This is a genomic window from Azotobacter tropicalis, from assembly GCF_059739045.1.
The window spans coordinates 1,128,486-1,145,856 of the sequence record NZ_AP046059.1; the positions used below are offsets into that span (position 1 = coordinate 1,128,486).

Sequence of the window (17,371 nt, forward strand, 5' to 3'; positions counted from 1 at the left end):
GGCCGCCAAGCCGGACGGCTTGGCGTTTGCCGCGGCAGGCCGCAGACTCGCCAGCTCTGGAAATTCCTTCACCGAACGACAAGGAGCCCCCATGTCCCATGCCCAACTGCTCAGTCCCGCCCAGCTGGCGGAGCGTCTCGACCAGCCCGAGCTGCGCATCCTCGACTGCCGCTTCGCCCTCGAGGACCCGACCTACGGCGCGCGCAGCTACGCCGAGGCGCACATCCCCGGCGCCCGCTTCGCCGACCTCGAACGCGACCTCTCCGGCCCGGTGCAGAAAGGCGTGACCGGCCGCCATCCGCTGCCCGATCCGGCCCTGCTGGTCGAGCGCCTGCGCGCCTGGGGCATCGACGACGCCAGCCCGGTGGTGCTCTACGACGACGGTCCCGGTGCCTTCGCCGCCCGCGCCTGGTGGCTGCTCGCCTGGCTCGGCAAGCGCGACGGGGTGTTCCTCCTCGACGGCGGCCTGAACGCCTGGCGCGCCGCCGGCCTGCCGCTGAGCGCCGAACTGCCCGCCCCGCTGGCCGGCACCTTCCGCGGCCAGCCCGACGCCGGCCTGCTGGTCGATGCGCAGAGCCTGCTGGAGCGCCTCGGCGATGCGCGCCTGACCCTGCTCGACGCCCGCGCCCTGCCTCGTTTCCGCGGCGAGGTGGAGCCCCTCGACCCGGTCGCCGGCCACATCCCGGCGCCCGCTGCGCGCCCTTCACCGAGAATCTCGGCGCCGACGGCCGCTTCCTGCCGGCCGAGCAACTGCGCGAGCGCTTCGCCGCCTTTCTCGGCGAGCGCCCCGTCGAACAGTTGGTGGCCTACTGCGGCTCGGGCGTCACCGCCTGCCACAACCTGTTCGCCCTGAGCCTCGCCGGCTATCCGCTGGCGCCGCTCTACGCCGGCTCCTGGAGCGAATGGCTGACCGATCGCTCCAGGCCGGTCGCCACGGGGGATTGAGCCGCTTCGCCGAGGGTCTTTCAGCGGCCGGTCTAAGCACCGGTCGCTATATAGCTGCGAGCGCCTCAATGGAAATAATTTAAAAACAGCAGTTTACAGACCAAAGGTCGCACTACACTTCAACTCGAGCGGTCAGCGGAGCGCCACAAGACTCCGCATTCCCGCTCCCGGCGAGGCCCTTTACGGACCGATGACGCCCTGCCGGACACCTTTCCTTGCGAGATGCACCATGGGCATTGCAGCCAGCGAACTGAGCCAGCACGTGATCCGGCCGACCCTGCTCTACCTGGGACGCTCCTCCGCCGCCGCCGAAGCCCTGCTGCTGGGCACCGCGGCCACCCAGTCGGCGCTCGGCGCGGCCTTGCACCAGCACTCCGGCCACGGCCTCTACGGCATCCGCGAGGCCAGCCACCTGCAGCTCTGGGACCGTTACCTGGCGCTGAATCCGGATCTGGCCAGCCATGTCCGCGGCCTGGCCAGCCAGCACGCCTTCCTGATCGCCCCGCACCTGGAGCTGACCGTCAACCTGCGCTACGCCACCGCCATCGCCTGGCTGCTGGTGGAGGCGCAGCAGTTGCCGCTGCCCGGCGCCGACGACCTGCCCGGACTGGCGCGGATCTGGTGCGACGTGTTCCAGCCGAACAGCCAGCCGCAACAGTTCCTCGATGCCTGGCGGCGCTGCATCGGCGGCACATCCAGGGCGTCCGGTGCCGGTCAGGACGGCAACCTCGAACAGCCCCTTCGGCCATCCGTCACTTGCCAGTGAACCTCACTCCCCTGCCCGGGTCGACCGAGGGTAGCCGTTACATCCAACAATAGCGCCATGATCGGCATGGCGCATGCGACCGGTATCCGGGCTGCCGTGCCTGCACGTCGCCTTCGAGCCCCATGCCCAGCCGCGGTCGGTGGAGCGCCAGCCGGCGCCCCTCCCCCATCGGCGGCGAAGCCGGCTCGACCTGGCGGCCGAGGCTGGCGTCCTGTGCGGTTGACCAGGCGACGGGCGAGCGACGTCCGAAGCGATGCGCTAGCGGGCTCCAACCCCTGAAGGGGAGCGGCAACGCATCGGCAAGGACTCGGGCAGCGCAACCGGCCGGTCACCCGGAGCACACAGGCCACCGAAGGCTCGCCGTTCGCCTTTTCCCATGCGAGGTCCATATGGGCATTGCAGCCAGCGAACTGAGCCAGCACGTGATCCGCCCGACCCTGCTCTATCTCGGGCGCCCCTCCGCCGCCGCCGAGGCCCTGCTGCTGGGCACCGCGGCCACCGAGTCGGCGCTCGGCGCGGCCCTGCACCAGCCGCACGGCCACGGTCTCTACGGCATCCGCGCCGTCAGCCACCTGAGGCTCTGGGACCGTTACCTGGCGCTGAATCCCGAGCTGGCCAGCCATGTCCGCGGGCTGGCCAGCCAGCACGCCTTCCTGATCGCCCCGCACCTGGAGCTGACCGTCAACCTGCGCTATGCCACCGCCATCGCCTGGCTGCTGGTGGAGTCGCAGATCCCGTCGCTGCCCGACGCCGACGACCTGCCCGGGCTGGCGCGGATCTGGTGCGACGTGTTCCAGCCGAACAGCAAGCCCCAGGAATTCCTCAATGCCTGGCAGCGCTGCATCGGCGGCTTCAGCCAGGCGGCCTGAAAGCAGCCGGCCGCGCCGCTGTGCTTGAGTCGACTCTAACGCCTGGGAAGAACCAGCGTGGTATGCCACCGGTATCCCATGACCGGACTCACCGGTCACCTCCTCATGCGAGGTCCTTATGGGCATTGCAACCAGCGAACCTGTCCTAGGCCTGTTCCGGCCCTGCCTGAGGCGGGCGGCATGCCAACCGGCCGTCCGGCTGATCCGGCTGATCCGGCTGATCCGACGTCAAGCGTTCGGCTCCAAGGACAACCAGCCAAGCGCTTCTCGTCATCGGGGAGCCTTGCCTCGGCGCCATCGCTCGGGAGTCCGCCCAGTCAAGTCCCTGTGCGGAACGGCCCTTGCCGTCGCCGTCTGCGCAGCCCCCACCGCCACCCTGGCCAGCGGCTACGCCCTCAACGAACAGAGCGTGAGCGGCATGGGGACCGCCTTCGCCGGCCGTTCCTCGGCGGCCGAGGATGCCACCATCCTGTTCGGCAACCCGGCAGGCATGTCCCACCTGCAACGCGAACAGGTCGCCGGCGGCTTCGCCCTGATCGACGCCCACAGCGACATCGAGCATGCCAGCGGTTCCTTCCCCGGCAGCAACGAGGGCGACATGGTTCCGTTCAGCGTCGTGCCGCTGGGCTACTACATCAAGCCGCTGGGCGAGCGCTGGAGCTTCGGCGTGGGTGCCTATGCCCCCTTCGGCCTGATCACCGATTACGAGGGCGACTTCCAGGGTCGCTATTACGCCAATCGCAGCGAGGTCAAGGTATATACGCTGCAGCCGACGCTGAGCTATCGGCTGAACGACCAGCTCTCCATCGGCTTTGGTCCGACCTTCAATCACGTCAACGGCGAGCTGAGCTCCGCGCTGCTCAATCCGCTCTCGCCCGGACGCAACGACGGCCGGATCAGGATCGAAGGCGACGATGTCGCCCTGGGCTACAACCTCGGCGTGCTCTACGCGATTACGCCCCAGACCCGCGTCGGGCTGACCTATCACTCCAAAGTCGTCTACCACCTGGAAGGCCATACCCGGGTTTCCGGCCCCGGCCGGGTGCTGGGCTCCTCGGCCGGGAAGTATCGCGCCAAGCTGGATCTGACCACCCCGGAAATGCTCGAACTGTCGCTCACCCAGCAACTGGGCGAGCGCTGGACGCTGTATGCCGGCTCCACCTGGACCCGCTGGAGCCGGCAGGACGACATCACCGTGGAAAACCGCGGCGTAGGTGGCCTGCTCGCCTCGAACCTGGACACGGTCACCGAAGAGCAGGACTGGCACAACGCCTGGCTCCACGCCATTGGCGCCGCCTACCGGTCGAGTCCGCAGTGGACGCTTCGCGCCGGCTTCGCCCTCGACCAGACACCGATCCGCAACGCGAACCGCTCGCTGCGCATCCCCAACGACGACCGGCAGCTCTTCAGCCTCGGCCTGGCCTGGACCCCGCATCCCGACCTGACCCTGGATCTGGCCTATATGTTTGTGCATGAAAAGGATGCCAGGGCCACCCATAGCGTTCGCGATCATCCGGCCCAGGGCAGCTACAACGCCGTTTACGAAAACTCCGTGAACATCTTCGGCGCGCAGCTGAATTACCGACTTTGAGCGGCTGGCAGGGCGTATTTCGCCATCCATCGCTTGCCGCGAACCTCGCCGAGGCGTTTGGGTCAACCGGTGGCATTCATCCCTTCGGAAAACACCATGGCCTTTGTCGACTATGCGACCTGCATCCGCGCCTGCAGCGCCTGCGCCGTGGCCTGCGACACCTGCGCCGAAGCCTGCCGGCAGGCCGCCGACCCACACCTGCACCGCTGCATCGAACTCAACCGCGACTGCGCCGATCTCTGCCGCCTGACCGCCCGGCTGATGGCCCGGGAAAGCGAGTGGGCTACCGCCCTGTGCGGCCTCTGCGCGCGCCTCTGTCTCGCCTGCGCCGAGGAGTGCGCCGTGCATCGCCTGCCGCAATGCCAGGAGTGCGCGCAGACCTGCCAGCACTGCGCCGACGAGTGCGAGGCGCTGGGCGAGGCGGCGTAGGCCTACAGCGCCAGCCCGACCACCACCGCGCACTCCAGCAGTTCGAGCAGCGCCCCGGCGGTGTCGCCGGTGGTGCCGCCGAGGCGCGCCAGCAGGCACTGGCGCAGCCAGAGGAACAGCGCTGTGGCCAGCAGCAGCGCGAGCAGCCCGGCGCCGCCGAACAGCAGCGGGCAGGCCGCCGCCACGCCCAGCAGCACCCAACGGGCCGCCTGTCGCGGCAGGTGCTCGGCGAGAGCCTGGCCGAGGCCGCCGGGACGCACGTAGGGCGTCGAGAGAAACAGCGCCAGCAGCGCACTACGGCCGAGCAGCGGCGCCAGCAGCAGCGCCGCGCCGGCGCCCTCGTCCAGCAGCGCCAAGAGCGCGGCGAACTTCAGCAGCAGCACGACGAGCAGCACCACCACGGCGATCGGCCCGCTGCGCGGGTCCTTCATGATCGCCAGGGTGCGTTCGCGGTCGCCGAAGCCGCCGACCCAGGCGTCGGCGCTGTCGGCCAGGCCGTCCAGGTGCAGCGCCCCGCTCAGCCCGACCCAGGCGGCGAGCAGCAGCGCCGCGTGCAGCGGCGCCGGCGCACCGTCCAACAGCCCGTGCAGGAGCAGCAGCAACGCGCCGAGCAGCAGCCCGACCGGCGGATACCAGAGCAGCGAGCGGCCCAGCTGCTGCGGCGCCGGCATGCCGGGCAGATGGGCCGGCAGACGGGTGAGGAACTGCAGGGCGATCAGCAGCGGCATCCTCACAGCTCCCGCCAGTCCGGCCCGTCCAGGCGCAGGCGGTGCAGCGCGCCGTGGGCCACCGTCACCTGCAGCAACGCGCGGCGCGGCAAGCCGCGGGCGCGGGCCAGCAGCAGGCGCATCACCCCGCCGTGGGTGACCAGCAGCAGGCGGCGGCCGGCGCAGTCGCGGCGCAGCCGCTCGACGGCGTCCAGTACCCGCGCCTCGAAATCTGCCAGCGGCTCGCCGTCCGGCGGGGTGAAGGCGTAGGGATCGTCCCAGAAGCGCCCCAGTCCCTCGGCGTCGCTACGCATCAGCTCGCTGGCGTTGCGGCCCTCCCAGGCGCCGAAGTGCAGCTCGCGCAAGTCCGCCTCATGGCGCAGCGGCAGGCTCTGCGCGGCGGCCAGCTCGCTGGCGAAAGCGGCGCAGCGGCGCAGCGGCGAGCTGACCAGCAGATCCCAGGGACCGGCTTCGGCAGCCGCCGCGCGCATCTGCGCCCAGCCCGCATCCGTCAGCGCATCGTCCAGGCTGCCGCGAAAGCCGCCGCCGCATTCGGTTTCGCCATGGCGCAGCAGATCGAGATGCAGGGTCATCGGCCGGCATCCGCCACAGCCGCCTCGGCGAAGGTGGCCATCTCGCCGTGCAGCCGGCAGGCCAGCTGCAGCAGCGGCACCGCCAGCGCCGCGCCGCTGCCCTCGCCCAGGCGCAGGCCGAGCTCCAGCAGCGGTTCGGCAGCCAGCGCCTCGAGCACCCGGCGGTGGCCCGGCTCGGCGCCGCAGTGGGCGAACAGCAGCCAGTCGCGGCAGGCTGGATTCAGGCGCACGGCGAGCAGCGCTGCCACGCTGCAGATGAAGCCGTCCACCAGCGCCGGCAGGCCCTCCTGGGCGCAGGCCAGGTAGGCGCCGGCCAGCGCGGCGATCTCGAAGCCGCCGAGACGTCGGAGGATCTCCAGCGGCTCGCCGGCCTGCGCGCCATGCAGCATCAGGGCGCGCTCGATGACCGCGATCTTGCGCGCCACTCCGGCGGCGTCCAGCCCGGTGCCCGGCCCGACCAGCGCCGTCGCCGGACGCTCCAGCAGGGCGCAGGCCAGGGCGCTGGCCGAACTGGTGTTGCCGATGCCCATCTCGCCGCCGATGTACAGCTGCGCACCGGCCGCCATCGCGCGCCGCACGCTGTCGCGCCCGGCGGCGAGTGCGTCGCGGCCCTGTTGGGCGCTCATCGCCGGCCCCTGGAGGAAATTCGCCGTGCCGCGCCCCAGGTGCAGGCGGCACACGCCGGCCGGCGGTGGCTCCAAGGGCTCGGCGGTGCCGAGGTCGATCAACTCCAGCTCGGCCTCGAGCTGGCGGGCCAGCACGCTGATCGCTGCGCCGCCGGCGGCGAAGTTGCGCAGCATCTGCCCGGTCACCGCCTGCGGATAGGGCGACACGCCCTCCTCCGCCACGCCATGGTCGCCGGCGAAGATGGCGATCCACAGGCGCTCGACGACCGGCCGCTCGCGGCCCTGCAGGGCAGCCAGGTGGATCGCCAGCTGCTCCAGGCGGCCCAGCGAACCGCGCGGCTTGGTCAGTTGCTGCTGGCGGACGCCGGCCAGGGCGCGGGCCGTCTCGTCCAATGGGCGGGCGGCAGCTTGCCACCAGTCGTGATTCATAGAGGATCTCCCTTGAGGGTCATGGGCAGGCCGGCGACGCAGAACAGCACCCGCCCGCAGCGTTCGGCCAGGGCCTGGTGCAGCCAGCCGGCCTCGTCCACGTAGCGCCGGCTCAGCTCGCCCAGCGGCACCACGCCAAGGCCGGTCTCGTTGCTGACCAGGATGAGCCGTCCGGGCAGTTGCGGCAGGCACTCGAGCAGCGCATCACGCTCGCGCGCCAGGCATGCCGGGTCGTCGGCCAGCAGCAGGTTGGTCAGCCAGAGGGTCAGGCAGTCGACCAGCAGGCAACGCCCCTCCCCGGCCTGCTCGCGCAGCACCCGGGCCAGCGCCAGCGGCTCCTCGACCAGCGCCCAGCCGGCCGGCCGCCGCTGGCGGTGATGGGCGATGCGCGCGGCCATCTCGCCGTCCAGTGCTCGGGCGGTGGCGACATAGGTCACCTCCAATCCGGACTCCGCAGCCAAGCGCTCGGCCAGGCGGCTCTTGCCGGAGCGGGCGCCGCCGAGGATCAGTTCATGCATCGTGATGCCTCTCGATTCGTTGCGTGTTGCGTAGGCTGGGAAACTGCCGCAGGCATTTCCCACCATGGGCGCAGTGCGGCCCCGTGGTCATCCGGGCAGCCCGCACAGCTCGCGCAGCCGCACTGTATCCAGATGCGCCTCGACCAGATCGGCCAGGCGCTCGATGTCGCGCTCGCGCAGGGCGTGGTAGTCGGGAGTGACCACCTCGCCCAGGCCGGCCCAGCGCAGCAGCGCGCTGCACGCCGCGGGCGACTCGAACAGGCCGTGCAGGTAGGTGCCGAGCACCTGGCCGTCCGCGCTCAGCGCGCCGTCGCTGCGTCCGTCGTCGAGCCCGACCGCCGGCCGTTCGAGGCCGGCGCCGCGGCTGACCCCGGCGTGGATCTCGTAGCCCGCGACCGCTGCGCCCTCCAGGGCCAGATGGCCGCGCACGTTGCGCAGCTGCTTCTCGGCCTCCAGCACGGTGTCCAGCGCCAGCAGGCCGAGGCCCCGGCTTTCCCCCGGCGCGCCCTCCAGGCCCAGCGGGTCGGCGATCTCGCCACCGAGCATCTGCATCCCGCCGCAGATGCCGAGGACCTTGCCGCCGTAGCGCAGATGGCGGCGGATCGACTCTTCCCAGCCCTGCGCGCGCAGGAAGGCCAGGTCGCTGCGCACGCTCTTCGAGCCGGGCAGCACGATCAGGTCTGAAGGCGGCAACGGCTGGCCGGGGCCGACGAAAGTCAGCTCCACCTGCGGGTGCAGGCGCAGCGGATCGAAGTCGGTGTGGTTGCTGATCCGCGGCAGCACCGGCACCGCCACCTTCAGGCGCTCGCCGGCCTTGGCCACCTGGCGATCGTCGATGGCGTCCTCGGCCTCCAGGTGCAGGTCGTGCAGGTAGGGCAACACGCCCAGTACCGGCTTGCCGGTGCGCGCCTCCAGCCAATCGAGACCCGGCTGCAGCAGCGCCAGATCGCCGCGGAAGCGGTTGATCACGAAGCCCTGCACGCGCGCCTGCTCGGTCTCGGAGAGCAGCGCTAGGGTGCCGACCAGATGGGCGAACACCCCGCCCCGGTCGATGTCGGCGACGAGAATCACCGGACAGTCGACCGCTTCGGCGAAGCCCATGTTGGCGATGTCGTTGGCGCGCAGGTTGATCTCCGCCGGCGAGCCGGCGCCCTCGACCATCACCACGGCGTACTGCGCGGCGAGGCGCCGATGCGAGACCAGCACCGCCTCGCGGGCCACGCGCTTGTAGTCGTGGTAGGCGGCGGCGTCCATGCAGGTGATGGCGCGGCCATGGACGATCACCTGGGCGCCGGTGTCGGTATTGGGCTTGAGCAGCACCGGGTTCATGTCGGTGTGCGGGGCGAGGCCGCAGGCCTGGGCCTGCACCGCCTGGGCGCGGCCGATCTCGCCGCCGTCCAAGGTGACGGCGCTGTTCAGCGCCATGTTCTGCGGCTTGAACGGCGCCACCGCCACGCCCTGGCGCGCCAGCCAGCGGCACAGCGCGGTCACCAGGGTGCTCTTGCCGGCGTCGGAGGTGGTGCCCTGCACCATCAGGGTGGTCATGTCGTTTCCTTCTGGTAGTCGGCCAGCGCCCGGGTCAGGCGCTGCCAGCCGGCATCGTCCGCCGGCAGGCCAAAGCGCAGGCTGGCGGGCGTCTCGAACAGGCGCACGAGGATGCCGCGGCGGGCGAGAAAGTCGTGCAGCCGCATGGCTTCGGGCGTGCGCACCCACTGGAACAGCGCGGTGCCGCCGTCCGGCGCCAGCCCCTGCGCGCTCAGCAGCCCGGCCAGCCGCTGCCCTGCCGCCTGCAGCTGGCCGGCACGCTGTGCGCGCGCCGCACTGCTGGCCGGTCCCAGCGCCTGCCGGCCCAGCGCCCGCGCCGGGCCGCCGACCGTCCAGGGGCCGAGGCGCTCGTGCAGCCGCGCCAGCAGCGTCGCCTCGGCCAGCACGAAACCCAGGCGGATGCCGGCCAGGCCAAAGAACTTGCCGAACGAGCGCAGCACGACCAGCCCGGCCGCCGGCTGTAGGCCGCCAGGCTGTCTTCGGGCGTGCAGTCCATGAACGCCTCGTCGACCAGCAGGCAGCCGCCACGGCGGGCCAGCCGGGCCTGCCAGTCGAGCAGCCGGGACGGCTCGAAGCGCTCGCCGGTGGGGTTGTTGGGATTGGCCAGCACCAGCATATCGAGTTCGTCGAGGCGCGCCTCGATCTCCCCGCCAGCCAGATGGATCAGCCGGTGACCGGCGCGTTGCCAGGCCTGGGCATGCTCGGCGTAGCTCGGCGCCAGCACGCCGACCCGCGCTGGCGCGAACAGCGCCGGCAGCGCCTGGATCGCCGCCTGGCTGCCGGCCACCGGCAAGGCATGGGCGGCGCCGTAACAGGCGCCGGCGGCCTCGGCCAGGCCGTCGTCCTCCTCCGGCAGGCGCGCCCAGGCATCGAGCGGGATGGCCGGCACGGGCCAGGGCTCGGGGGCGATGCCGGTGGACAGGTCGAGCCAGTCGCCCGGCGGGATGCCGTAGCGCTGCGCCGCGGCGCGCAGACGGCCGCCGTGCTCAAGCATGCAGCCAGTCTCCGAGCAGGACGAGCGCCAGCCAGAGCAGCACGCCGTGCTGGAGCAGGCGCCAGGCCGCGGCGATGGTCCCGGCATCAGCCGGGCCGCCGGCACCGAGGGTCGGGCGCTCGTGCCGCGCGCCGTGGTAGACCGCCGCGCCGCCCAGCTCGACGCCCAGCGCGCCGGCGCCGGCGGCCATCACCGGGCCGGCGTTGGGGCTGTCCCACAGCGGCGCCTGACGGCGCCAGCAGGCCAGGGCGAGGCGCGTCCTGCCGAGCAGCGCGTAGGTCAGCGCGGCGAGGCGCGCCGGGACATAGTTGAGGAGATCGTCGATCCGCGCCGCGGCCCAGCCGAAGCGCTCGAAGCGCGGCGTACGGTAGCCCCACATGGCGTCCAGGGTATTGGCCAGGCGGTGCAGCACCACCCCCGGCGCGCCGGCCACGACGAACCAGAACAGCGTGGCGAACACCGCGTCGCTGCCGTTCTCCAGCAGCGACTCGCTGGCCGCGCGGGCCACGCCGCCGGCATCCAGCGCCGAGGTGTCGCGGCTGACCACCCGGCCCACGCCGCGGCGCGCCGCCGCCAGGTCGCTGCGCTGCAGCGCCTCCAGCACCGGCCGGGCGTGTTCGCCCAGGCTGCGCAGGCCGAGCGCGGCGTAGAGGGCGAGGATCGCCAGCAGCTCGCCGACCAGCGGCAATTGCGTCAGCAGGCCGGCGAGCAGGGTCGGCGGCAGCACTGCCAGGGCCCAGGCGAGCAGACCGTCGAGGCGACGTCCGTGCCCCGCCGCATTGAAGCGCGCCTCCAGGGTAGCGGCCAGCCGGCCGAAGCCGACCAGCGGATGGAAACGCCGCGGCTCGCCGAGGACCGCATCCAGCGCCACGCCGGCGAGCAGGCTCAATCCCAGGCTCATGGACGCGCCCCCCAGCGGTTCTCGAAGACCAGTTCGGCCAAAGGCTTCTCCTTGGCCCAGCCCTGCTCGACCAGCATCGGCCGCGGGTAGAAGCCCGCCACCGGACCGAGGCAGAGCAGCGCCACCGGCTCGGCGCCGGGCGGCAGGCCGAGCAGTTCGCCGAGCGCCCGCGGCTCGAACAGCGACACCCAGCCCATGCCCAGGCCTTCGGCGCGGGCGGCCAGCCAGAGGTTCTGGATGGCGCAGGACAGCGAGGCGAGGTCCATCTGCGGCAGGGTGCGGCGGCCGAAGACGTGCGCCTCGCGGCCATCCATCAATGCGCCGACCAAGAGTTCGGCGCAGTCGCCGATGCCCTCGACCTTCAACCGCATGAACTCATCGGCACGCTCGCCGAGGGCTTCGGCGGTGCGCAGCCGCTCGGCCTCCACCAGCGCCTGGATGCGCCGGCGCAGCTGCGGATCGGTGATGCGGATGAAGCGCCAGGGCTGCATCAGGCCGACGCTGGGCGCCTGGTGCGCGGCATTGAGCAGCCGCGCCAGGAGTTCCGGCGCCACGCTGCCGGTACTGAAGTGGCGCATATCGCGGCGTTCGGCGATGGCGCGGTAGACCGCGGCACGCTCGGTTTCGCTGAAGGCGTGTGGATTCATCGCAAGTCCTGTGGATTCGCCCGCGCCTCAGGGTCGCAGCAGCGCGGCGGCCGCCTGCGGTGCCGAGGGCAGGTAGAAATGGATGTAGCTGGCGGTCAGCCGGCCGCGGCGGTAGACCGCCTCGGCGGTGCGCCGGTAGTTGGGGCATTCGCCGTGGGCGACGGGCGTCAGCGCGCAGGCCAGGGTGGAATGGTGGTAGCTGTGCCCGCGCAGGCACGCGCCGTCCAGCTCGACCTCCTGCAGCGCCAGGGCAGCCAGCTTCGGCTGCATCCGGGCTTCGCCGGGCAGCAGGCCGAGCATGGGCGCGCGCCGGCCGTCCAGATCGGTCAGGCCGTCGAGCAGGTAGAGCATGCCGCCGCATTCGGCGAGGATCGGCTTGCCGGCCTCGTGGTGGGCGCGGATCGCCGCGCGCAACGGCGCATTGCCGGCCAGCCGGTCCAGATGCAGCTCCGGATAGCCGCCCGGCAGGTACAGGCTGTCGACCGCCGGCAACGCGGCATCGTCCAGCGGCGAGAAGAACGCCAGCTCGGCGCCGAGCCGTTCGAGCAGCTGCAGGTTGGCCTGATAGAGGAAGGCGAAGGCGGCGTCGCGCGCCACGCCGATGCGTACCCCGGCGAGCAGCGGCTCGGGCGCCGCCGGCGCGGGCACGGCGAAAGCCACCGGCGGCGGCAGGTCGGTGCCGGCGCTGGCGGCCAGGGCCTCGGCGGCGGCGTCCAGGCGGGCGTCGAGATCGGCCAGCTCGCCGGCCTGGACCAGCCCCAGGTGGCGGCTCGGCAGCTCGATCCCGGCGCTGCGCGGCAGCGCGCCGTACCAGGGGAGGTGCGCCGGCAGGCTGCCCTGGAGGATCTCGCCGTGGCGGGCGCTGCCGACCCGGTTGGCCAGCACCCCGGCGAACGGCAAGTCGGGCTGGAACGTGGCCAGGCCGTGGGCGATGGCGGCGAAGGTCTGGGCCATGGCCGCGGCGTCGATCACCGCCAGCACCGGCACGCCGAAGCGCCGCGCCAGATCGGCGGCGGACGGCGCGCCGTCGAACAGGCCCATCACCCCCTCGATCAGGATCAGGTCGGCCTCCCCGGCCGCCTCCCAGAGCAGGCGCCGCGACTCGGCCTCGCCGACCATCCACAGGTCGAGCTGGTGCACCGGCGCGCCGCAGGCGCGGGCGAGGATCATCGGATCGAGGAAATCCGGGCCGCACTTGAACACCCGCACGCGCCGGCCGCGGTTGGCGTGATGGCGGGCCAGAGCAGCGGTGACGGTGGTCTTGCCCTGGCCGGAGGCCGGGGCGGCGATCAGCAGGGCCGGGCAGCGGCGCTCGTTCATCGATGCACCCCGCCGCGCCCACGGCAGGACGCCAACGAGACGGCCACGCCTTCCGTCATCGCGAATCCACTCGCGCCGACAACAGTGCCGAGCGGCCGTAGGGTGGATGGCCACCCCGTGGAAAACCGCGCAGCGTTTTCCACCATTGACCTTACGGTGGGTAAGGCTGCGCCGTTACCCACCCTACAGACGCCGCTCACATCCACTCGCCGCATCAGAACTCGATCCCCTTCTGCGCCTTCACCCCGGCCTGGAAGGCGTGCTTGACCAGGCTCATCTCGGTCACGGTGTCGGCCGCCTCGATCAGACCGGGCGGCGCGCCGCGGCCGGTCACTATCACATGCTGGTGCAGCGGCCGCGCCTGGATGTCGGCGAGCAGCGGCTCGAGCTCCAGGTAGCCGTACTTCAGGGCGATGTTCAGCTCGTCGAGCAGCACCAGGTCGATCGACGGATCGCCGAGCAGTTCGCGGGCCACCACCCAGGCCTCGCAGGCCTTGTCGATGTCGCGCTGGCGGTCCTGGGTCTCCCAGGTGAAGCCCTCGCCCATCACGTAGTAGCGCACCTGCTCGGGAAAGCGCCGGAAGAAGGCCTCCTCGCCGGTGGTGGCAGCGCCCTTGATGAACTGCACCACGCCGACCCGCAGGCCGTGGCCGAGGGCGCGGGCGGCCATGCCGAAGGCGGCGCTGCTCTTGCCCTTGCCGTTGCCGGTGTGCACCAGCAACAGGCCGTGCTCGTCGGTGGCCTGGGCGATCTTCCCGTCGACCAGCGCCTTCTTGCGCTGCATGCGCGCCTTGTGGCGCGCATCCCGCTCCGGCGATTCGCTCATCTGCGAGCTTCCTGCGCGTGCCGGGCCTTCAGGCGGGCGGCAAAGCCGGCGTAGAGCGCCGCGGCGAGGCCCACGTAGAGCGCCAGGCTGGCCAGGTTGCGCGGGTAGTAATCCAGCACGCGCTGCACGAACCCGACGAACGTCGGCTCCGGATAGCGGCCGGAGAAGAAGTAGAAGCCGCCGCCGGAGAACAGGTAGGCGACGAAGGCGCTGACGATCACCGCCAGGCCGAGCACGGCCAGACTGTCGAGCCGGTCCAGGCTGTCGCGCTGCAGAACGGCGAAGATCCGTCCGCCCAGCCACAGCGAACCGTAGGCCGGAACCAGCAGCCAGTAGGCCGGCGACAGACACCAGTCGCTCGCGCCCATCCAGCCGATGGCGACGAAATCGAGCAGCGAGGCCTCGAGGAACAGCGCCGGAAACGCCCAGCGCGGGCGCAGCAGGGCGCCGGCGAGGAAGAACACCGCCCAGGAGGCGCTCGGCAGGTTGAGGGTGGCGAAGTGATGACCACGGGTCACGGCCATCAGCAGGGCCAGCGCCACGCCGACGATCAGCTGGCTGCGGGGAGACAGGTTGAGCATGCTGCGTTCTCCTTCTGGGTGGTTCCGGCCCGCCGGCCGGCGGCGCGTCACAGCGCCTGGTAACGGACGGTGAGGTACACCGCCTGCCCCGGCTGGTTGTAGTCCAGGGCGGTTTCGTAATCGGCGTTCAGCAGGTTGGCGACGCGCGCCTGCAGACGCCATTCGGGGGTGATGCGATATTCGCCGCGCAAGTCCACGGTGGCATAGCCGGACAGCTCGTTGTCGTTGGCCACATCGTCGTAGCGCCGGCCTTCGGCATGCAGCGTGGCGCCAACGGCGAAATCGCCGAGGCGCCGGTCCAGCTCCAGGTTGAACATCTGCGAGGCGCGGCGCGGCAGTTCGTTGCCGTCGTTGGCGCCCGAGCCGCTGTTCTCCGGCTCCAGCAAACTGTAGTTGGCGCCCCAGTCCCAGCCAAACGAGCGGCCGCCGACCTCCAGCTCGAGACCGCGGATGCGCGCCTCGTCGAGGTTCGCCGGACCCTGGATGGAGGAGTCGTAGACGATCAGGTCCTTCACCTTGGTGCGGTAGGCATTCAGCGACCAGTGCCCCCAGCCGTGCGTGCCGGCCAGACCGACCTCCAGGCTGCGCGAAGTCTCCTCGTCGAGGTCGGCGATGCCGTAGAAGGGGTAGTACAGCTCGTTGAAGGTCGGCGCCTTGAAGGCGCTGCCGTAGCTGACGGTGGCGCGCAGGGCGTCGGTCAGGGCGTAGCCGTAGGCGACATTGCCGGTCTCGTGCTGGCCGAACTGCTCGTTGTTGTCGCGGCGCAGGGACACCTGCCAGTCGTGGCGGCCGTATTCGCCGAGGTACTGGATGAAACCGCCATTGTTTTCCCGCGAATCCTCGTCGTAGTCGGTGCTGCCGTTGACCTCCTCGCGCTGGTAGTCGACGCCCAGGGTGAGGATGTGGCCCTCGGCCAGGGTCAGGTCGTTCTGCCAGCTGGCACTGTCGCGGCGGCTGTCGAAGCGCGAATAGAAGCTGCCGTCCTGGTAGGTATCGGACTTGTCCTCGTTGCGTCCGGCCTGCAGGGTGACCTGCCAGAACGCCAGCGGGCTGAAGCGCGCGCGGCCGCTGACCACGTTCTGCTCGCCGTCGGCGTTGGCCGAGAAGCCGGCGGTGCCGCGGCGGTTCACCTGGTCGTAGTCGTTGTGCGACTTGGCGCGCAGGAAGGTGCCCTCCAGTTCCAGGCCGTTGTCGAAGCGCCAGCCGGCGCGCAGCGCGGCGGAGTGGTTGCGGTAGCCGTCGGCGTCGCTCTCGTAGCCGCTGGCTCCGGGACGCTTGACGTTGATGCCGTCGGTGTCCTCGCTGCTCAGGGCCAGGCTGTACCAGCCGTGGGCGTTGCCGCCGGAAACCCCGGCGCTGCCGGTGTAGGCGTCGTGGGTGCCGTAGCCGGCGGAGAAGAACGGCTTGGGCGCGCCGTCGCCGCCCTTGCGGGTGAAGATCTGGATCACCCCGCCGATAGCCTCCGAGCCGTACAGGCTGGAGCGCGGCCCGCGGACCACCTCGATGCGCTCGATCATCTCCACCGGCAGATCCTGCCAGGCGGCGGTGCCGGTGGTCACCGAGCCGACCCGCACGCCGTCGATCAGCACCAGCACGTGGTCGGACTCGGTGCCGCGCAGGTAGACGGAGGTGTTCTTGCCGTGGCCGCCGTTGTTGGCGATGGACACCCCCGGCACCTGCCTGAGCAGCTCGGGCACCGACTGCGCCTGGCTGCGCTCGATGTCGTCGCGCTCGATCAGGCTCACCGCGGCGAGGCTGTCGCGCAGGGTCTGGGCGCCGCGCGCGGCGGTCACCACCGTGGCGTCGAGGGTCAGGGGCTCGTCGGCCGCCTGGGCCGGGGAAAGGGAAAAGAGGCCCAGCAGCGCGGACGCCACCGGCCCGAAACTGGGCTTGCGTATCAAGATGGTTCTCCGCCGCGCCACCCGCACGGCCTGAAGGCTGCGAAAGCGGGCGGAAGACGCGAACAGGCGGCGAACCGGCCTGCAGCGCCCTCGGCGCCGCCAGAAATCGCCACAGGCCGGTCTCCGGGCTCACGAGCGAAGCGCCATGCGGCGGCCTCCGAAACCACGCCTTCCCGTGTCTCCTGGACACAGTGGCCTTACGGCGGTTTCGCGACTCGTCTACCGTTGCGGGGGCAGCGCCGGCCTTGCGCCGCGAATCGTCGCGGCACGCACCGGCTTCCCTGTTTCACCCTTCGTGCGAAGGGCACCTGAAGCGAGGCGCGCAGGGTAGTGGAAACACCGGCCGGGCACAATGAGACGGATCGTCCGGCATCATGAGATCCGCTCATGTTGCGATGGCCGACGCTCAGTTATCCAGCGCGGCCAGCAACTGCGGCAGGACGCTGCCGGCCGGGCCGTGCAGGCAGAGGTCGGCGTGCCGGCTGAGCGGGGTCGGCTGCGGGTTGATCTCGACCACGAAGGCGCCGCGGCGCTTGGCCGAGAACGGCAGTTCGGCGGCCGGATAGACCAGGCTGGAGGTGCCGACGCTGAAGAACAGCTCGGCCTGCAGGCCGGCTTCGCTGGCCCGGGCCAGCACTTCGCCCGGCAGGTTCTCGCCGAACCAGACCACCGCCGGACGCAACAGCCCGCCGCAGGCGCAGTGCGGCAGGCTGTCGAGGGTTTCCGGCCAGGCGCCGCCGTCGGCCTCGCAGCGGAAGCACTTCAGCCGGTGGAGGTTGCCGTGCAGCTCCAGCGGCGCCGCGCTGCCGGCGCGCTGGTGCAGGCCGTCGACGTTCTGGGTGATCAGCGTGACCCCGGGCAGCCGCCGCTCCAGCGCGGCGATGGCCAGGTGCGCCGGGTTCGGATCGGCGGCCAGGCACTTCTCGCGGCGCCAGGCGTACCACGCCCAGACGGTGCGCGGATCGGCGCGAAAGCCCTCGGGGCTGGCCAGCTCTTCCGGGCTGTAGCGCGCCCAGAGCCCGGTCTGGGCGTCGCGGAAGGTCGGAATGCCGCTCTCGGCGGACACCCCGGCGCCGGTGAAGAACACCACGCGGCGGGCGTCGCGCAGGCGGCGGGCGAGATCGGAAAGGGCATCGTGCATGCTGGAACTCCTCAAGGGTCGTTGGCGGCCCGCCGCTCTCGA

The 17,371-nt window shown here is 71.5% G+C and carries 17 protein-coding genes, 2 pseudogenes and 1 riboswitch; of the genes and pseudogenes, 6 read left to right on the forward strand and 13 right to left on the reverse strand.

Translation table 11 applies throughout. The annotated features are described in order from the left end of the window. Positions 1-91: 91 nt before the first annotated feature. From Atro_RS05190 to Atro_RS05215, 6 genes and pseudogenes are all read left to right on the forward strand, one after another. Positions 92-945 (forward strand): annotated as a pseudogene (locus tag Atro_RS05190) (sulfurtransferase). 229 nt (positions 946-1,174) lie between these two features. Next, positions 1,175-1,711: a hypothetical protein gene (locus Atro_RS05195; RefSeq protein WP_497926719.1), complete on the forward strand. Its 537-nt coding sequence runs from the start codon at positions 1,175-1,177 to the stop codon at positions 1,709-1,711. Positions 1,712-1,784: 73 nt separating this feature from the next. After that, positions 1,785-1,934 carry a hypothetical protein gene (locus Atro_RS05200; RefSeq protein WP_497926720.1) on the forward strand — a complete coding sequence of 50 codons (150 nt, stop codon included), beginning with the start codon at positions 1,785-1,787 and terminating at the stop codon, positions 1,932-1,934. A gap of 166 nt (positions 1,935-2,100) precedes the next feature. Next, entirely contained in the window at positions 2,101-2,580 is a 480-nt protein-coding gene (locus Atro_RS05205) for a hypothetical protein (protein WP_497926721.1), read from the forward strand. A 325-nt stretch (positions 2,581-2,905) separates the two neighbouring features. Beyond that, positions 2,906-4,171 (forward strand): OmpP1/FadL family transporter, encoded by a 1,266-nt coding sequence (locus Atro_RS05210; RefSeq protein ID WP_497927614.1) that lies wholly within the window; start codon positions 2,906-2,908, stop codon positions 4,169-4,171. A 96-nt stretch (positions 4,172-4,267) separates the two neighbouring features. Then, complete coding sequence (locus Atro_RS05215; RefSeq protein WP_497926722.1) at positions 4,268-4,600, forward strand: four-helix bundle copper-binding protein; 333 nt, start codon at positions 4,268-4,270, stop codon at positions 4,598-4,600. A gap of 2 nt (positions 4,601-4,602) precedes the next feature. Here the strand turns inward: Atro_RS05215 and Atro_RS05220 are convergent, their stop codons facing one another. From Atro_RS05220 to Atro_RS05280, 13 genes and pseudogenes are all read right to left on the reverse strand, one after another. Next, a complete protein-coding gene (locus Atro_RS05220) occupies positions 4,603-5,328 on the reverse strand; it encodes an adenosylcobinamide-GDP ribazoletransferase (RefSeq protein ID WP_497926723.1) in 726 nt (241 codons plus the stop codon). A 2-nt stretch (positions 5,329-5,330) separates the two neighbouring features. Continuing rightward, positions 5,331-5,900 carry an alpha-ribazole phosphatase family protein gene (gene cobC, locus Atro_RS05225; protein WP_497926724.1) on the reverse strand — a complete coding sequence of 190 codons (570 nt, stop codon included), beginning with the start codon at positions 5,898-5,900 and terminating at the stop codon, positions 5,331-5,333. Beyond that, a complete protein-coding gene (gene cobT, locus Atro_RS05230; RefSeq protein WP_497926725.1) occupies positions 5,897-6,955 on the reverse strand; it encodes a nicotinate-nucleotide--dimethylbenzimidazole phosphoribosyltransferase in 1,059 nt (352 codons plus the stop codon). The genes cobC and cobT overlap by 4 nt, the downstream gene beginning before the upstream one ends. Continuing rightward, positions 6,952-7,473 (reverse strand): bifunctional adenosylcobinamide kinase/adenosylcobinamide-phosphate guanylyltransferase, encoded by a 522-nt coding sequence (gene cobU, locus Atro_RS05235; protein ID WP_497926726.1) that lies wholly within the window; start codon positions 7,471-7,473, stop codon positions 6,952-6,954. The genes cobT and cobU overlap by 4 nt, the downstream gene beginning before the upstream one ends. A gap of 87 nt (positions 7,474-7,560) precedes the next feature. Further along, positions 7,561-9,018 carry a cobyric acid synthase gene (locus tag Atro_RS05240; protein ID WP_497926727.1) on the reverse strand — a complete coding sequence of 486 codons (1,458 nt, stop codon included), beginning with the start codon at positions 9,016-9,018 and terminating at the stop codon, positions 7,561-7,563. After that, positions 9,015-10,012: pseudogene (cobD, locus tag Atro_RS05245) on the reverse strand (threonine-phosphate decarboxylase CobD). Before cobD ends, Atro_RS05240 begins: the two are co-directional and overlap by 4 nt. Continuing rightward, on the reverse strand, positions 10,005-10,913 hold the full coding sequence (gene cbiB / locus Atro_RS05250) for an adenosylcobinamide-phosphate synthase CbiB (protein ID WP_497926728.1): 909 nt from the start codon (positions 10,911-10,913) through the stop codon (positions 10,005-10,007). Before cbiB ends, cobD begins: the two are co-directional and overlap by 8 nt. Then, on the reverse strand, positions 10,910-11,560 hold the full coding sequence (gene bluB, locus Atro_RS05255; protein ID WP_497926729.1) for a 5,6-dimethylbenzimidazole synthase: 651 nt from the start codon (positions 11,558-11,560) through the stop codon (positions 10,910-10,912). Before bluB ends, cbiB begins: the two co-directional genes overlap by 4 nt. Positions 11,561-11,587: 27 nt before the next feature. Continuing rightward, positions 11,588-12,880 (reverse strand): cobyrinic acid a,c-diamide synthase CobB, encoded by a 1,293-nt coding sequence (locus Atro_RS05260; RefSeq protein WP_497926730.1) that lies wholly within the window; start codon positions 12,878-12,880, stop codon positions 11,588-11,590. Positions 12,881-13,094: 214 nt separating this feature from the next. Next, positions 13,095-13,706 (reverse strand): cob(I)yrinic acid a,c-diamide adenosyltransferase, encoded by a 612-nt coding sequence (cobO, locus tag Atro_RS05265; RefSeq protein WP_497926731.1) that lies wholly within the window; start codon positions 13,704-13,706, stop codon positions 13,095-13,097. Continuing rightward, positions 13,703-14,287, reverse strand: a complete 585-nt coding sequence (locus Atro_RS05270; RefSeq protein WP_497926732.1) for a hypothetical protein — start codon at positions 14,285-14,287, stop codon at positions 13,703-13,705. Before Atro_RS05270 ends, cobO begins: the two co-directional genes overlap by 4 nt. A gap of 47 nt (positions 14,288-14,334) precedes the next feature. Next, complete coding sequence (gene btuB / locus Atro_RS05275; RefSeq protein ID WP_497926733.1) at positions 14,335-16,188, reverse strand: TonB-dependent vitamin B12 receptor; 1,854 nt, start codon at positions 16,186-16,188, stop codon at positions 14,335-14,337. Positions 16,189-16,285: 97 nt separating this feature from the next. Next, a riboswitch (cobalamin riboswitch) is annotated at positions 16,286-16,515 on the reverse strand. Positions 16,516-16,594: 79 nt separating this feature from the next. After that, positions 16,595-17,329, reverse strand: a complete 735-nt coding sequence (locus Atro_RS05280) for an SIR2 family NAD-dependent protein deacylase (protein ID WP_497926734.1) — start codon at positions 17,327-17,329, stop codon at positions 16,595-16,597. Positions 17,330-17,371: the final 42 nt, after the last annotated feature.

Coding starts and splice junctions, on each gene's coding strand:
- Atro_RS05195 (WP_497926719.1), top strand. CDS start 1,175: ATGGGCATTGCAGCCAGCGAACTGAGCCAGCACGTGATCCGGCCGACC.
- Atro_RS05200 (WP_497926720.1), top strand. CDS start 1,785: ATGCGACCGGTATCCGGGCTGCCGTGCCTGCACGTCGCCTTCGAGCCC.
- Atro_RS05205 (WP_497926721.1), top strand. CDS start 2,101: ATGGGCATTGCAGCCAGCGAACTGAGCCAGCACGTGATCCGCCCGACC.
- Atro_RS05215 (WP_497926722.1), top strand. CDS start 4,268: ATGGCCTTTGTCGACTATGCGACCTGCATCCGCGCCTGCAGCGCCTGC.
- Atro_RS05220 (WP_497926723.1), bottom strand. CDS start 5,328: ATGCCGCTGCTGATCGCCCTGCAGTTCCTCACCCGTCTGCCGGCCCAT.
- cobC (WP_497926724.1), bottom strand. CDS start 5,900: ATGACCCTGCATCTCGATCTGCTGCGCCATGGCGAAACCGAATGCGGC.
- cobT (WP_497926725.1), bottom strand. CDS start 6,955: ATGAATCACGACTGGTGGCAAGCTGCCGCCCGCCCATTGGACGAGACG.
- cobU (WP_497926726.1), bottom strand. CDS start 7,473: ATGCATGAACTGATCCTCGGCGGCGCCCGCTCCGGCAAGAGCCGCCTG.
- Atro_RS05240 (WP_497926727.1), bottom strand. CDS start 9,018: ATGACCACCCTGATGGTGCAGGGCACCACCTCCGACGCCGGCAAGAGC.
- cbiB (WP_497926728.1), bottom strand. CDS start 10,913: ATGAGCCTGGGATTGAGCCTGCTCGCCGGCGTGGCGCTGGATGCGGTC.
- bluB (WP_497926729.1), bottom strand. CDS start 11,560: ATGAATCCACACGCCTTCAGCGAAACCGAGCGTGCCGCGGTCTACCGC.
- Atro_RS05260 (WP_497926730.1), bottom strand. CDS start 12,880: ATGAACGAGCGCCGCTGCCCGGCCCTGCTGATCGCCGCCCCGGCCTCC.
- cobO (WP_497926731.1), bottom strand. CDS start 13,706: ATGAGCGAATCGCCGGAGCGGGATGCGCGCCACAAGGCGCGCATGCAG.
- Atro_RS05270 (WP_497926732.1), bottom strand. CDS start 14,287: ATGCTCAACCTGTCTCCCCGCAGCCAGCTGATCGTCGGCGTGGCGCTG.
- Atro_RS05280 (WP_497926734.1), bottom strand. CDS start 17,329: ATGCACGATGCCCTTTCCGATCTCGCCCGCCGCCTGCGCGACGCCCGC.